A 12,801-nucleotide genomic window follows, 5' to 3' on the forward strand; every position below is an offset into this window, starting at 1 on the left:
TCTCCGTGCCAGAGGGTACGGAGCCGGTATGGGGTGCCCCGCGGGGTGCCACACCCGTCCGGCTGGACGGCACCAGGCTGGCAGGCAACCTCGACCGAAAGGATCCCATGAGCTCCGAAACAGGCAGCACCAACCCAAACGCCGAGGCTGTGCCCGGGACGTCCCAGGATCCCGCGGTCCTGGATCCGGACGCCCAAGACCCGGACGCGGAGCAGAAGCTCAAGCTGCAGCTGGCCATCTTCGACGTGTCGCGCGACGCCGGAGGCAGGAGCCTCGAGGAAATCCGGGACATGCTGCATACAGCCTTTGCCGCGCGCGGCGTCGCCCCGCCTCCCGGCACCTGGGTGGAGTCCGTGGCGTCGTCCGCGTTTTACGGTGAGCCCTACATCATCGACTACCCCACGGCCATCGCCGCGGACAACCTGGAACCGGCCCCGAACCCGGAGGTCCGCGAGCGGCTCGCCGCCCGGCGGGAACTGCGCGAGGTGCAGCTCCCACCCGGAATCTTCCCCTCCCAGGAGGAGTGGAATATCCCGGCCAACGAAGTCACCAGCGCGGACCGGGGACGCGGCGGGCGAGGTGCCCTCCGAGCCCTGACGGCACCTGAAGGCCCCTCCCGGCAACTCTTGGCAGCGGTAGGGCTGGCAGGAGTCGTGCTGGCTGCCCTTGCGGTTATCCAGGTATCACGCCGCACCTCCAGGGGCTCCCTGGAGGGCTAGGGCAGTTCTCCCCATCCCGCCTTTGTCCGCCGTCCCATAGGCTGTGTTGGAGGCTGGGACTGATTTGGGGGAAAGACGTGGCAGTAATTCATAGGGCCCGCGAGGCCTGCACTGCGGTGGTGCGGTGATGGCCGCTCCTGCCATCGCGACAAGTTCACGCCGACTGTGGGGCTGGCTGGCACGAAGGCCGCTGCCTCCCCTGCAACTGCCGACTTGTCCATGGCGGCCGATGCTCCTGATCCCACTCCGGCCTACTTCAATGGCCTGCAGCCCGGCTCCGAAGCTTCCCATAACGGCTACACCATCAAGATCACCTCGATCTGCGACGGCGAAGTCCGCTTCGATCTGGTGCAGCAGCCCGATGGAAAATCCTGAGGCCGGCTGGCTCATGGCGCGAACTTCGGAGGCGTGGGGCTGGCTCCTTGTCCTGGCAGCCCTGTCCTCGGCCCTGCCCCTCGCTGGCTGTGCCCAGACCGAAACAACGGTTGATTCGAAGCCGCAGGCAGTAGCCACGAAAGGCCAAGGGAGCGATTCCAGTCCAAGCTGCACCAGCACTGGAAACTACAAGGTGTTCCCATCAGCCAACGGCTCCTTCCCGCTGCTTCCAGCAACCTCCACAGCGGAGCCACCCCTGGTCCGGCTTTCCAGTACGCACCTGAAGAATGACCCGGTGACCGCGGACTTGTCGGTTGCCCTCCTTTCCGGTGGCAGCCCCGCGTCAAAAGAGTTCCGCGGGCTCGCTATCGGCCAGCAGGCATCCTTCGACGGCTACACGGTCCGGGTCACCTCCATCTGCGAGGGCGAAGTCCGCTTCGACCTGGTGCAGCAGCCCGGGTAGTCAGAGGCCCAGCCGGGCCACGGCCTCCTCGCGCATCTGGACTTTGCGGATCTTCCCCGAAACCGTCATGGGAAAGCTCTCCCGAACTTCCACATAGCGGGGAATCTTGTAGTGGGCCAGCCGCCCGCGGCAGAACTCTGCGAGGGCCCCGGCGTCGAGGGGCCCGGCCCCCGGCTTGAGGATAATGCAGGCCATGAGTTCCTCGCCATACCGCTGATCCGGGACCCCGATGACCTGGACGTCCTGGATGTCCGGGTGGGTGTAGAGGAATTCCTCGATTTCGCGGGGGTAGATGTTTTCGCCGCCGCGGATCACCATGTCCTTGATGCGGCCCTCCACCACCACATAGCCGTCAGCGTCCATGCGGGCCAGGTCCCCGGTGTGCATCCAGCCCTCTGCGTCGATGGCCTCGGCGGTCTTGTCCGGCTGGTTCCAGTACCCGGCCATCACGGCGTAGCCGCGGGTGCAGAGTTCGCCGATCTGCCCGCGTTCCAGGTCCTCCCCGGTGGCCGGGTCCACGATCTTGCTTTCCAGCTGCGGCATGGTGCGGCCCACGGTCTCGGTGCGCTGCTGCAAGGTGTCGCCCTGGCGGGTCATGGTGGACACCGGCGAGGTCTCGGTCATGCCGTAGCAGATGGCCACGTCCACCATGTTCATTTCCGAAATGACCCGGTTCATCACCTCGATGGGACACAGTGAACCCGCCATGACCCCTGTGCGGAGCGTGGACAGATCGTAGGAACCGAAGTCGGGCAGTGCGAGCTCGGCGATGAACATGGTGGGCACGCCGTACAGGGAGGTGCCGTGGAAGTCCTGGACGGCCTCGAGCGCGGCGGCGGGTGAGAAGCCCCGGCCCGGGATGATGGTGGCGGCGCCGTGGCTGAGGGCGTTGAGGTTGCCGATCACCATGCCGAAGCAGTGGTAGAACGGCACGGGGATCACCACGCGGTCATGCTCGGTGTAGCCCAGCAGCTCGCCGATCGCAAAACCGTTGTTCAGGATGTTGTGGTGCGTCAGCGTGGCGCCCTTGGGGAAGCCGGTGGTGCCGGAGGTGTACTGCAGGTTGATGGGATCGTGCGGGCTGAGTTCGGCCATGCGGGCCACAAGGTGCGAATGCGCGACGGCGTCAGCGCGCTTCAGCAGCTCGGCGTACGTGAGTTCGGCGTCGCTTTGGGGGCTGCCGGCTTTCAGCGCGTCCAGGCCATGGTCCGGCAGGAAGACGAGTTCGCGCAGGTCCGGGCAGGTAAGGAGGGCCTGGCGGCCCATGGCCACGTAGTCGCTGTTGGCGTCCGACGGCGCCGTGACCAGCATGCGCATGCCGTTCTGCTTGACCACGAACTCCAGTTCGTGGCTGCGGTACGCGGGGTTGACGTTGACCAGGATGGCACCCATCTTGGCGGTGGCGTACTGCAGCAGCGTCCACTCGGCGCAGTTGGGGCTCCAGATGCCCACCCTCTCCCCCTTGGCGACGCCCAGGGCGAGGAGCGCGCGGGCCAGCCGGTCGACGTCGTCGTTCATCTTGGTGTAGCTCCAGCGGCGGGCGTCAGCGCCCGGCACAGGTGCGGCCTCGATGAGGGCGTCGTGGAGGGGAAACTGCGCGGCGACGCGCTCGAAGTTCGCGCCGATGGTTTCCTCCAGGAGCGGGACGTCAGTGTCCCCGGCTGTGTAAGCACGCATGATGGCACGCTACCAACAGGATCCCGGCAGGAGAAGCATGCCGGCACCGCAACACTGCCGGTTCGTTCCCGGACGCCCGGTATTGTGAAATCCATGAGTGCACCCATTGACCTGATAGCAACGTTCATCCCCAACGACGGCGAGTTCCACCGCGTCAAGCTGGCCCTGGAAATCGCCATCGACGAGGTGGTGAAGGAGCCAGGCTGCATCCAGTACGAACTGACCGAAGCCACTGAAGAGAAGCTGGTCCTGACCGAGCAGTGGGCCTCCGAAGAGGACCTGGACAGGCACTCCAAGGGCATCGCCGTGCAGGACCTGAACGAATCGCTGAGCGCGCTGCTGGCCGAACCGGTCAAGGTGGAACGCGTCTAGCGCAGCCGTTAAACGCAGAATGCGGGACCTCCGGTGGGAGGTCCCGCATTCTGCGTTTATTGGCTTTCAGAAGTCGGGGATCTGCGTGCCGTCCTGGGGACCGTTCTGGCCGGCAGGCTTGCCGGCGGCGGCTGCTGCTTCCTCGCGCTGCTTGGCCACATGGGCGTGGACCTCGTCCATGTCCAGCGCCTTCACGGCGTCCACCACCTGTTCCAGCTGCTGGGCATTGAGGGCGCCGGGCTGGGAGAACACCAACACCTTTTCACGGAAGGCCATCAGCGTGGGAATGGAGGTTATGCCTGCCTCCGCGGCGAGCTGCTGCTCCGCTTCGGTGTCCACCTTGGTGAAGAGGACGTCCGGGTGCTTCTCGGAGACTGACGAGTAAGTGGGGCCGAACTGCTTGCAGGGGCCGCACCATTCTGCCCAGAAATCGACCAGGACAATGTCGTTTCCTTCAATCGTCGATGCGAACTGTTCACCTGTGATGTCAAGGGTAGCCATGTGTCCACGGTACGCGTCCGGCCGGGGACTGTCGCGGTTGTTCGCTCCCCGCGTCATTGGGAATACCGGGAAGGACGACGGCGGCCGCCGGGTTCAGGCGGTGGCATCCCAGAGATGCGGGGCCGGGGTGCGGCTGCCGGGCAGGGCACTTGAGGCCCGCCATTCGTGGATCCATTCGGGAAGGACCAGGTCCGCCGGCGGGGCGCCGAACTCCTCAAGGATGTCTTCCTGGCTGACCGGGCCCGTCCTGGTGACCAGCCGGGTGGCGATATAGGCACGCGCGTAGATTTCGCCGTCGGACACCATGCGCTGCTCGAAGAAAATCGCCTTGGTGTCCAGCCCGATGATGCGGGTCTCGATGGCGTACTCCTGCCACAGCTGCAGCGATTTGCGGAAGGAAATGGTCTCCGCGGACACCACCGGGCTCCAGCCGCGGCGGCGCATCCGCTTCCAGACGCCGCTGCGCACCATCAGGTCGAACCGGCCCAGGTCCATCAGGGACAGGTACATGCCGTTGTTGACGTGCATGGCGATGTCGATGTCCGTGGGCAGGACGCGCAGGGGCAGGGACGACGGGTCCCACACCGCCAACGGCGGACGGCGGCCGGAGCGGAAGAGCATAAGGAGGGTTCTCAGGAGCAGGTGCATGCCTCAATGTTACCCGCCGGTAACATTTTGTGGGAGGGCGGGCCTTACCCCCGCCCCGTAGGATTTCCTGCATGACGCAGCAACGCTACCGGGCCCTGGCGGAGTGGCCTTTGATGGCTACCGCCCTGGTGTTCCTGGGCGCGTACGCCTGGCAGGTGATCGGCCGGATCGAAGGCACAGGAGCGGACTGGCTCGAGGGCGCCATGTGGGTCACCTGGTGCGTCTTTGTCCTGGACTACGCGGCAAACCTGTGGCTGGCGGAAAACCGCAGGCAGTGGTTCGTCCGGAACCTGCACGAGCTGGTGATCGTGGCCCTGCCGTTCTTCCGCCCCCTGCGGCTGCTGCGCCTGGTGACGCTGTTGTCCGTGCTGCACCGGACCGTGGGCGAAACGCTGCGCGGCCGGGTGGTCACCTACGTGGCGGCGTCCGCGGCGTTGCTGGTTTTCGTGGGGGCCCTGGCCGTGCTGGACGTGGAACAGTGGGCACCCGACGCCAAGATCACCACATTCGGTGACGCCCTGTGGTGGGCCACCGCCACCATCACCACCGTGGGCTACGGGGACATGTACCCCGTGACGCCCATCGGCCGCCTGGTGGCCACAGCTCTCATGATGAGCGGGATCGCGGTCCTCGGTGTGGTGACGGCGTCCATCGCCTCCTGGCTGGTCCAAAGGGTGGAAGACACAGCCGAAACGGTGGCCGAGGCCGTGGAGGAGCCGGTGCGGGCCGAGGTGGCCGAGCTGGTCAGCGAGATCGCCCTGCTGCGGCGGGAGATCGCGGAACTGCGGGAACGCCGGCCCCTTTAACGGCAAGTATCCAACGTTCCGGCGTCGAGTAGCGACCCCGTTCCGGGCGAGTAGCGGGCCAGCAAAATCGGGTAACCCCTACTGGTGCCCCTGCGTTGCCCCATTCCTAGACTCGGGATTCCTAGGACCAACACGCACTGGCAGGTCCCCCGGGTGGCTTCCGGGAGCTCCTGCCGTCACGCGGAGCCCCGCATTTTCTGGGTATGCGGATGCCTCCAACCTGCGCCGCTTCCGACTCCGGCCCCCGCCGGAGCCGGCGGCGCAATAACATCTCGCTTCGTCCAGCGTCCTGGTGTGCACGCAGCGCCCCGGCGGGACCGAACACTGATGGGCAACCCATGAACCAGCCTTCCCTCCCCTCCCCCGACGGCACCAGCAGAAGCTTCGCCACCGACGAACCCCGGACCGACCTCACCACCGGCCGGCCGGTCATCAGCAACAAACTATGGGCCGGCATGGCCACGGCAGCGGTGGTGGCGGCGGTGGGCGTCGGGGCCATGGCGGCGCCGCCCGCGTCCCTCAACGGGAGCACGACGGCGGCGGCGCAGGTAGCAGAGGCACCCGCGCCGCCGTCGGCAAGCAGCGCCGCCCCAACACCTCCTGCAGCCGCTCCCGGCGCGGCGGAAGCAGTGGCCGCGCAGGCGGCCGCTCCGGCCGCCGAAGCGCCGGCCCCACCGGCCGACCCGGCTCCGGTTCCGCCGCCCGCAGCACCCGAGCCTGCGCCCGCGCCGGTCCCCGAACCTGCCGGCGACCCCAACCTGTACACGGTGGTCCAGGGCGACACCGTCGGGGCGATCGCGGCCAGCCATGGCGTGGACATGAATGCCATGCTCGGGGCCAACGGATTGAGTGCCTACAGCTTCATCTACCCGGGCGAAACGCTCCTGTTGACGGGCCCGCCGATCGCAGTTGCCGAGCCTGCTCCTGCTCCGGCTGCCGCGCCCGCCCCCGCAGCGGCACCGGTTGCTGCGCAGGCGTCCGCTCCGGCCGCCGTTGCGCCGGCGGCTCCTGCCGTCCGGACCATCTACGTGGCCGGTTCGGGTGGCCAGTCCATGGTGGACGCCTGCATCGGGCCCATCCACTACACCCCCAATGACGGCTACTCCCTGTTCATTACCGAACACGATTTCTGCGGTGGCTGGGCCCGGTTCTCGGGAATCGGCGTGGGTGAGACTGTGAGCATCCCGGGTTACGGAACGTACACGGTGACCGGGCGCGGCACAGTGCCAAATCCCGGAACCACCAATGACGTCATCTCGGTGTTCGGCGGCTTTCCCCGGGCGATCCTGCAGACCTGCATTCCGGGGACCAGCACCATGCTCCTGGTCGCGCTGAACTGAAATTCCGGAATTCATAAGCTTGTCCGCGGATCCGGGCCTTCAAGGGCCGGATCCGCGGACAAGCCAATGACGCGCCAATGGCACGCTACACGCCGTGGCGTTCTGAAATGTGCTCCACCAGTTCGCCCACACGCTGTTCGGAGTAGTTGCGGGCAATATCGCCCTGGCTGATGATGCCTACCAGTTTGTGGTCCGAGATCACCGGGAGCCTGCGGACCTGGTGCTGCTCCATCATGTCGATGGCTGCATCAACGTTGGCGTCGGCGTCGATGCAGAACGGCTTGCCGGCAGCGAGCTCGCGGGCCATCATCTGGCCGGGGTCGCGGCCGGCGGCAACGCACTTGAGCACGATGTCACGGTCAGTGATCATGCCCTTCAGCTTGCCGTCGTCACCGCAAATGGGAAGCGCTCCGCAGTCGAGGTCCATCATCATGCGGGCCGCGTCCGTCAGTGACTCTGTTTCCCTGACGCACCGCGCGTCAGTGGTCATGAATTCACGTACAGCACTCATTGAATCCTCCTTCATCGATGGATTATCGACGCAGGGCATCGGAGCACATGCGCCGATGCTGCCAGATTACGCCCGCACCAACATGGTGTCGACGGCGGATGGAGCGTTGCCGCCACTTCCCTTCCAACACCCCATCACTTCCCGCCGCTTCCCTTCCAACGCCCCATCACTTCCCGGCGCTTCCGCGCCGATGCCCCATCAGATTTGGTGAAGCGCGCCGACATACTGCCGCGGCCACGTGCCCTGCGGACTGCGGGATACGCGGGACGTGATGGCGCGTCCCCGGATCCGGGACCGGACGTGATCGCGCGTCCCCGGGATTGGGACGGGAAGTGATCGCGCGTCCCCGGATCCGGGACGGGACGTGATCGCGCGTCCCCGGATCCGGGACCGGACGTGATGGCGCGTTCGGGGCGGGAACGAAAAAGCCTCCGGAACCTGATGGTTCCGGAGGCTTCTCCTTGGGTGGCAGATGAGGGATTCGAACCCCCGTAGGCGTTGCCAGCTGATTTACAGTCAGCCCCCTTTGGCCGCTCGGGTAATCTGCCGAACTTCAAAAGAAGTACCCGCCGATGCAGTGGGCGGAAGGGTCCGTTTCCGGTCCTTCCCGCTTCAGTAACCGCGGGCAAGACAACTTTACAGAACTTCCGGCGAAGAATCGAATCGGGCCTTCCGTGGCCGCAAAACCAGCAAAACGGCGGGGAATTCCGGCCCTCAGGCCTCCCCCAGGATCCGTCCCGCCAGCTTGGCTTCGAAGCTGAGCGCCTGCTCCTCGGTGATCTGGTTGAGCTGCACAGCCCGCTGGAGGTCGGCGCGGACCCCGTCCATCCGGGCAGAGGCATCCGCCACGGGACTGAAGACAATTGAGGCCGCCACTGCAGCCGCCGCCACCGAGGACGCTGCGGCAGCCACCGCCCCTGCTGCCGTACTGGTGCTCCGGGTAACGTAACGGGCGGCTTTGCGGTGCATGGTGTTCCCTTCAACTGCGGTCCAACTGCTCCAACTCTCGCCAGCCCTCCTTCGTTCCCCCGGTGCGTCCGCTGAGAGGGAACTGTGAATGCGCCGCCCCACCGGCCCGGCCATCCGTATTAGGCTGGATGCCAGTGATCCAGGCCCTGTATCCGCACGGGGCTCCCATCAACAAAGGAGAGTCATGGCAGGCGAGTCAACGTTCGACGTCGTAAGCAAAGTGGACAAGCAGGAAGTGGCCAACGCGCTCAACCAGTCCCAGAAGGAAATCGCCCAGCGCTATGACTTCAAGGGCGTGGGCGCCGAGATCGACTTCAGCGGCGAGAAGATCCTCATGAAGGCCAACTCGGAAGAGCGCGTCAAGGCCGTCCTGGACGTTTTCCAGTCCAAGCTGATCAAGCGCGGCATCTCGCTGAAGTCCCTGGACGAGGGGGAACCCTACGCCTCGGGCAAGGAGTACCGCCTGGAGGCCTCCATCAAGGAAGGCATTGCCCAGGACCTGGCCAAGAAGATCAACAAGCTCATCCGCGACGAAGCACCCAAGTCGGTCAAGTCGCAGATCCAGGGCGACGAACTGCGTGTTTCCTCCAAGTCGCGTGACGACCTGCAGGCCACCATGGCGCTGCTGAAGGACTTCGAGGAAGCAGACCTGCAGTTTGTGAACTTCCGCAGCTAGTCACCCGCCGCCGTCGTTTTCGACGCGGAAAAAGTTACACGCCACGCCTAGAGGCCGGTGCAGCCCGCATTCCGGGTGCGCCGGCCTTTCTGCATGTTCCCCCTGCTTTACGCAGCGCGGAGCTGCCAGGGCGCTTGGGGCCCGGAAGGGTAACCTGGGGACAATTACGGCACGTTTAGTTTGCGTAATCGACGGCGCCGGGTAATCTCTTCCTTAGGCCTGCCTAAGTAAGGGCAGCCTGAGCGAAAGAACACTCCATGACTGCCAATTTCCTGATCGGCCTGCGCAAAGGACTCGAAGCCACCCTGGTGGTGGTCCTCCTCATGGCCTACCTGGCCAAAACGGACCGCCGCCATCTCATTCCCCGGCTGTGGGTGGGCGTGGCAGCGGCCGTTGCAGTGTCCGTTGCCTTCGGCGCCCTGCTGACCTTCGGCCCCAAGGGGCCCACCTTCGAAGCGCAGGAGGCCATCGGCGGCACCCTGTCCATCGCCGCCGTCGGCCTGGTGACCTGGATGGTCTTCTGGATGGCACGCACCGCACGGACGCTGGGCAGCGACCTGAAATCCCGCGTGGACAGGTCCGCGGGCGGAGCAGGTTGGGGGCTGGCCGTCGTGGCCGCCATCGCGGTGGGACGCGAGGGCCTGGAAACAGCCCTCTTCCTCTGGGCAGCAGCCAAGGCCACGGGCGAATCCACCCAGCCGCTCGTCGGCGCCCTCCTTGGCCTGGCCGCTGCGGCCGGCTTCGGCTACCTGCTGCACCGGGGCGTCCTGAAAGTGAACCTCTCGCGTTTCTTCACCTGGACGGGCGCGGCCCTGATTATCATCGCCGGCGGCGTCCTGTCGTACGGGATCCACGACCTCCAGGAAGCCGGACTACTCCCGGGCCTGCACTCCCTGGCCTTTGACATCAGCGGCGCCGTCCCGCCGTCGTCCTGGTACGGCACCCTGCTCAAGGGCACCCTCAACTTCTCCCCCGCCACCACCTGGCTGGAGGCCGGAGCCTGGCTGCTCTACGTGCTGCCCGTGCTGTTCCTGTACCTCCGGATCAACCGCAAAGCACCGCCCGGCCCCGCCGGCTCCCACAACAACAATGCCGTCAAGGCCGTAGCCGCCGCCTAAATCCCCCTCACCCGCACCAAAGGAATCCCCATGCCTGGCTTCACCCTGCCCAAAAACGCCCGCGTCCCCGGGACGAAAATCGCTTCCCTGGCCGCCGCCGTCTTCGCCGTGCCGTTGATCCTCACGGGCTGCACGGACAACACCAAGGCCCCGGACACTGCCGGGGGCGCCATTGACGTCGTCAGCTCGAACAGCGAATGCAAGGTCTCCGCCACCAGCGTGCCCAGCGGCAACCTCACGTTCTCGGTCAAGAATGAGGGTACCGAAGTCACGGAGTTCTACCTGCTGGCCGCGGACGGGCTGCGCATCCTTGGCGAGGTGGAGAACATCGGCCCGGGCCTGAGCCGCAACCTGGTGGTGACCGCACCCGCCGGCACCTACACCACCGCGTGCAAGCCCGGCATGGAAGGCGACGGGATCAGGGCTGCGCTGGAGGTCACCCCGTCCGGCAACCAGCGGCCGGCGGACGCGGATTTCCAGCACCTCCTCGACACCGCCACCACGCAGTACGCGTCCTACGTCAAGGACCAGGGCGAACAGCTGCTCACCGGGACCGAACAGTTCGCCGCGGCCTTCGCTGCCGGTGACGCGGCGACGGCGCGCGGGCTGTACGCCGCAACGCGCCAGCACTGGGAGCGGATTGAGCCCGTCGCCGAGTCCTTCGGGGACCTGGACCCGCAGCTTGACGCCCGCGAGGCCGATCTCGAGCCGGGCCAGGAGTGGACCGGGTGGCACCGCGCCGAGAAGGACCTGTTCCCGCCCGCCGGCTACACGGCGTTGACCGCCGCCGAGCGCTCAGCCATCGCCGACCGCATGGTGGCCGACACCAAGGACCTCGTTGAGCGCACCCGCACACTGGAGATCTCCGCGGACATGCTGGGCAACGGCGCCAAGGAGCTCCTGGATGAAGTTGCCACCGGAAAAGCGACAGGTGAAGAGGAAATCTGGTCGCACACGGACCTTTGGGACTTCCAGGCGAACGTGGACGGTGCCCGCATCGCGTTCGAAAACCTCAAGCCGGCCCTGCGGCAGAAGGACGCCGCCCTGGCCGCATCGCTGGATGAGAAGTTCGCCGCGCTGCAGGCCGAACTCGCCACCCATGCCCAAGGCGCCGCCTTCACCTCCTACGACAAGCTGACGCCGGAACAGGTCCAGCGGCTGGCCTCCCTGGTGGACGCCCTTGGGGAGCCCCTGTCCCGGCTGACGGCGGCGGTGGTCCTGTGACCGGCTGCCCGTTCAGCGGCCGGGCGCCGGAGGCATCGGAGCCGGCCACCGGCCCCGCTTCCGCCCAGGCACCATTGGACCCCGAGAACGGGGAACGGCCGACGGCGGGCGCACGCCTGAGCAGGCGCGGACTGTTTGGCATCGCCGGACTGGGCGGGGCTGCGGCAGGACTGGCGGCCGGCTTCCTTGGCCACGACGCGGTGGCGGCCTCCGCGGCCCCTCCCGCCGCCGACAGTCCGGTGGTCCCCTTCCACGGGGACCACCAGGCCGGCATCACCACCCCCGCCCAGGACCGCCTGCACATGGCCGCGTTCGACGTCACCACCACCAAACGCGAAGAACTCATCCAGCTGCTCAAGGACTGGACACGCGCGGCCGAAGCCCTGGCCGAAGGCCGCCCGGCCGGCGCAACCGGCGCGGTGGATGGCCCCTACGGCGCCCCGCCCGAGGACACCGGCGAGGCCCTGGACCTCAACGCGGGCAAGCTGACCCTGACCTTCGGCTTCGGCGCCGGGCTGTTCGAAAAGGACGGCGTGCCCCGGTTTGGCCTGGACGGCCGGCGGCCCGAGGCCCTGATCGACCTGCCGCACTTCCCCGGCGACGACCTGGACCCGGCCCGCAGCGGCGGCGACCTGGTGGTCCAGGCCTGCGCCGACGACCCCCAGGTGGCCGTCCACGCCATCCGGAACCTGGCCAGGATCGGGTTCGGAAAAGTCCGGGTGCGGTGGTCCCAGCTGGGATTCGGCCGGACCTCGTCCACCACCCGCGCCCAGCAGACCCCGCGGAACCTCTTCGGCTTCAAGGACGGCACCAACAACCTCAAGGTCGAGGACGACCAGCTGCTGGACCAGCACGTGTGGGCCACGGCCGGCCGGCCTGAAGATGCCTGGCTGGCGGGCGGCAGCTACCTGGTGGCGCGGCGGATCCGGATGCACATCGAGACCTGGGACCGGACGTCGCTGGGCGAGCAGGAGGGCCTGATCGGCAGGACCAAGGGCACGGGCGCACCCCTGTCCGGCGGCGAGGAATTCACCGAGCCCGACTTCACCCGGCAAGGCAAAGGCGGCAAACCCCTGATTCCGCTCGATTCCCACATGCGGATGGCCCACCCCAGCCAGAACAGCGGCGTCCGGATGCTGCGCCGGGGCTACAACTACACGGACGGTTCCGACGGCGTAGGCCACCTCGATGCCGGCCTGTTCTTCATCGCCTTCGTCACCGATCCCCGGAGCCACTACGTCCCCATGCAGATGGCAATGGCCAAGGGCGACACCCTGGCCGTGGAGTACCTGAAGCACACGGGCTCGGGGCTGTTCGCCGTTCCCGGCGGGGTGAAGCCCGGCGGATTCATCGGGGACGGGCTGTTCGCATAGCCGCTCGGATGTCCGACGGCGGGTCCCGG

15 protein-coding genes and 1 tRNA gene are annotated in these 12,801 nt (G+C 66.9%); 10 read left to right on the forward strand and 6 right to left on the reverse strand.

The genetic code is table 11. The features are described 5' to 3' along the window. Positions 1-107 precede the first annotated feature (107 nt). The 3 genes from PUN51_RS01875 (at position 108) to PUN51_RS01885 (ending at position 1,557) form a co-directional block, all read left to right on the forward strand. Positions 108-719 carry a hypothetical protein gene (locus tag PUN51_RS01875; RefSeq protein ID WP_159631259.1) on the forward strand — a complete coding sequence of 204 codons (612 nt, stop codon included), beginning with the start codon at positions 108-110 and terminating at the stop codon, positions 717-719. Positions 720-938: 219 nt separating this feature from the next. Beyond that, positions 939-1,094 carry a hypothetical protein gene (locus PUN51_RS01880; RefSeq protein ID WP_275179677.1) on the forward strand — a complete coding sequence of 52 codons (156 nt, stop codon included), beginning with the start codon at positions 939-941 and terminating at the stop codon, positions 1,092-1,094. Between the two features lie 13 nt (positions 1,095-1,107). Continuing rightward, entirely contained in the window at positions 1,108-1,557 is a 450-nt protein-coding gene (locus PUN51_RS01885) for a hypothetical protein (protein WP_275179678.1), read from the forward strand. Here PUN51_RS01885 and PUN51_RS01890 read toward each other — a convergent pair whose 3' ends face one another. Then, positions 1,558-3,234 (reverse strand): AMP-binding protein, encoded by a 1,677-nt coding sequence (locus tag PUN51_RS01890; protein WP_275179679.1) that lies wholly within the window; start codon positions 3,232-3,234, stop codon positions 1,558-1,560. It abuts the gene before it with no gap. A gap of 93 nt (positions 3,235-3,327) precedes the next feature. Here PUN51_RS01890 and PUN51_RS01895 point away from each other — a divergent pair, with 93 nt between their 5' ends. Beyond that, complete coding sequence (locus PUN51_RS01895; RefSeq protein ID WP_159631253.1) at positions 3,328-3,606, forward strand: putative quinol monooxygenase; 279 nt, start codon at positions 3,328-3,330, stop codon at positions 3,604-3,606. Positions 3,607-3,672: 66 nt separating this feature from the next. Here the strand turns inward: PUN51_RS01895 and PUN51_RS01900 are convergent, their stop codons facing one another. After that, positions 3,673-4,107 carry a thioredoxin family protein gene (locus PUN51_RS01900; protein WP_159631251.1) on the reverse strand — a complete coding sequence of 145 codons (435 nt, stop codon included), beginning with the start codon at positions 4,105-4,107 and terminating at the stop codon, positions 3,673-3,675. Positions 4,108-4,200: 93 nt separating this feature from the next. Continuing rightward, positions 4,201-4,755, reverse strand: coding sequence for an acyl-CoA thioesterase (locus tag PUN51_RS01905; RefSeq protein ID WP_275179680.1), 555 nt, complete (start codon positions 4,753-4,755; stop codon positions 4,201-4,203). Between the two features lie 71 nt (positions 4,756-4,826). Between PUN51_RS01905 and PUN51_RS01910 the strand changes: the two genes are divergently transcribed. After that, entirely contained in the window at positions 4,827-5,561 is a 735-nt protein-coding gene (locus tag PUN51_RS01910) for a potassium channel family protein (RefSeq protein ID WP_159631248.1), read from the forward strand. Positions 5,562-5,899: 338 nt separating this feature from the next. Next, positions 5,900-6,901, forward strand: coding sequence for a LysM peptidoglycan-binding domain-containing protein (locus PUN51_RS01915; RefSeq protein ID WP_275179681.1), 1,002 nt, complete (start codon positions 5,900-5,902; stop codon positions 6,899-6,901). A gap of 85 nt (positions 6,902-6,986) precedes the next feature. On the opposite strand, the gene PUN51_RS01920 is transcribed toward PUN51_RS01915, so the two are convergent. From PUN51_RS01920 to PUN51_RS01930, 3 genes are all read right to left on the reverse strand, one after another. Then, on the reverse strand, positions 6,987-7,412 hold the full coding sequence (locus tag PUN51_RS01920) for a CBS domain-containing protein (RefSeq protein ID WP_159631244.1): 426 nt from the start codon (positions 7,410-7,412) through the stop codon (positions 6,987-6,989). Positions 7,413-7,878: 466 nt separating this feature from the next. Further along, positions 7,879-7,960 (reverse strand) — tRNA-Tyr (locus PUN51_RS01925). Between the two features lie 166 nt (positions 7,961-8,126). After that, positions 8,127-8,381, reverse strand: a complete 255-nt coding sequence (locus tag PUN51_RS01930; protein ID WP_224026718.1) for a hypothetical protein — start codon at positions 8,379-8,381, stop codon at positions 8,127-8,129. Positions 8,382-8,565: 184 nt separating this feature from the next. Between PUN51_RS01930 and PUN51_RS01935 the strand changes: the two genes are divergently transcribed. The 4 genes from PUN51_RS01935 to efeB all read left to right on the forward strand — a co-directional run bounded on the left by PUN51_RS01935 (position 8,566) and on the right by efeB (position 12,772). After that, a complete protein-coding gene (locus tag PUN51_RS01935; RefSeq protein ID WP_159631240.1) occupies positions 8,566-9,057 on the forward strand; it encodes a YajQ family cyclic di-GMP-binding protein in 492 nt (163 codons plus the stop codon). 257 nt (positions 9,058-9,314) lie between these two features. Next, positions 9,315-10,175 (forward strand): iron uptake transporter permease EfeU, encoded by an 861-nt coding sequence (gene efeU, locus PUN51_RS01940; protein ID WP_275179682.1) that lies wholly within the window; start codon positions 9,315-9,317, stop codon positions 10,173-10,175. 30 nt (positions 10,176-10,205) lie between these two features. Next, positions 10,206-11,399, forward strand: coding sequence for an iron uptake system protein EfeO (gene efeO, locus PUN51_RS01945; RefSeq protein WP_275179683.1), 1,194 nt, complete (start codon positions 10,206-10,208; stop codon positions 11,397-11,399). Beyond that, positions 11,396-12,772 carry an iron uptake transporter deferrochelatase/peroxidase subunit gene (gene efeB / locus PUN51_RS01950; protein WP_374114908.1) on the forward strand — a complete coding sequence of 459 codons (1,377 nt, stop codon included), beginning with the start codon at positions 11,396-11,398 and terminating at the stop codon, positions 12,770-12,772. The genes efeO and efeB overlap by 4 nt, the downstream gene beginning before the upstream one ends. Positions 12,773-12,801: the final 29 nt, after the last annotated feature.

It is taken from the genome of Arthrobacter sp. NQ4, assembly GCF_029077345.1.
Taxonomy (GTDB): Bacteria; Actinomycetota; Actinomycetes; order Actinomycetales; family Micrococcaceae; genus Arthrobacter.

What these genes read in the sequence shown, in the direction of transcription:
- PUN51_RS01875 (WP_159631259.1), top strand. Translation starts at nt 108, where the DNA reads ATGAGCTCCGAAACAGGCAGCACCAACCCAAACGCCGAGGCTGTGCCC.
- PUN51_RS01880 (WP_275179677.1), top strand. Translation starts at nt 939, where the DNA reads ATGGCGGCCGATGCTCCTGATCCCACTCCGGCCTACTTCAATGGCCTG.
- PUN51_RS01885 (WP_275179678.1), top strand. Translation starts at nt 1,108, where the DNA reads ATGGCGCGAACTTCGGAGGCGTGGGGCTGGCTCCTTGTCCTGGCAGCC.
- PUN51_RS01890 (WP_275179679.1), bottom strand. Translation starts at nt 3,234, where the DNA reads ATGCGTGCTTACACAGCCGGGGACACTGACGTCCCGCTCCTGGAGGAA.
- PUN51_RS01895 (WP_159631253.1), top strand. Translation starts at nt 3,328, where the DNA reads ATGAGTGCACCCATTGACCTGATAGCAACGTTCATCCCCAACGACGGC.
- PUN51_RS01900 (WP_159631251.1), bottom strand. Translation starts at nt 4,107, where the DNA reads ATGGCTACCCTTGACATCACAGGTGAACAGTTCGCATCGACGATTGAA.
- PUN51_RS01905 (WP_275179680.1), bottom strand. Translation starts at nt 4,755, where the DNA reads ATGCACCTGCTCCTGAGAACCCTCCTTATGCTCTTCCGCTCCGGCCGC.
- PUN51_RS01910 (WP_159631248.1), top strand. Translation starts at nt 4,827, where the DNA reads ATGACGCAGCAACGCTACCGGGCCCTGGCGGAGTGGCCTTTGATGGCT.
- PUN51_RS01915 (WP_275179681.1), top strand. Translation starts at nt 5,900, where the DNA reads ATGAACCAGCCTTCCCTCCCCTCCCCCGACGGCACCAGCAGAAGCTTC.
- PUN51_RS01920 (WP_159631244.1), bottom strand. Translation starts at nt 7,412, where the DNA reads ATGAGTGCTGTACGTGAATTCATGACCACTGACGCGCGGTGCGTCAGG.
- PUN51_RS01930 (WP_224026718.1), bottom strand. Translation starts at nt 8,381, where the DNA reads ATGCACCGCAAAGCCGCCCGTTACGTTACCCGGAGCACCAGTACGGCA.
- PUN51_RS01935 (WP_159631240.1), top strand. Translation starts at nt 8,566, where the DNA reads ATGGCAGGCGAGTCAACGTTCGACGTCGTAAGCAAAGTGGACAAGCAG.
- efeU (WP_275179682.1), top strand. Translation starts at nt 9,315, where the DNA reads ATGACTGCCAATTTCCTGATCGGCCTGCGCAAAGGACTCGAAGCCACC.
- efeO (WP_275179683.1), top strand. Translation starts at nt 10,206, where the DNA reads ATGCCTGGCTTCACCCTGCCCAAAAACGCCCGCGTCCCCGGGACGAAA.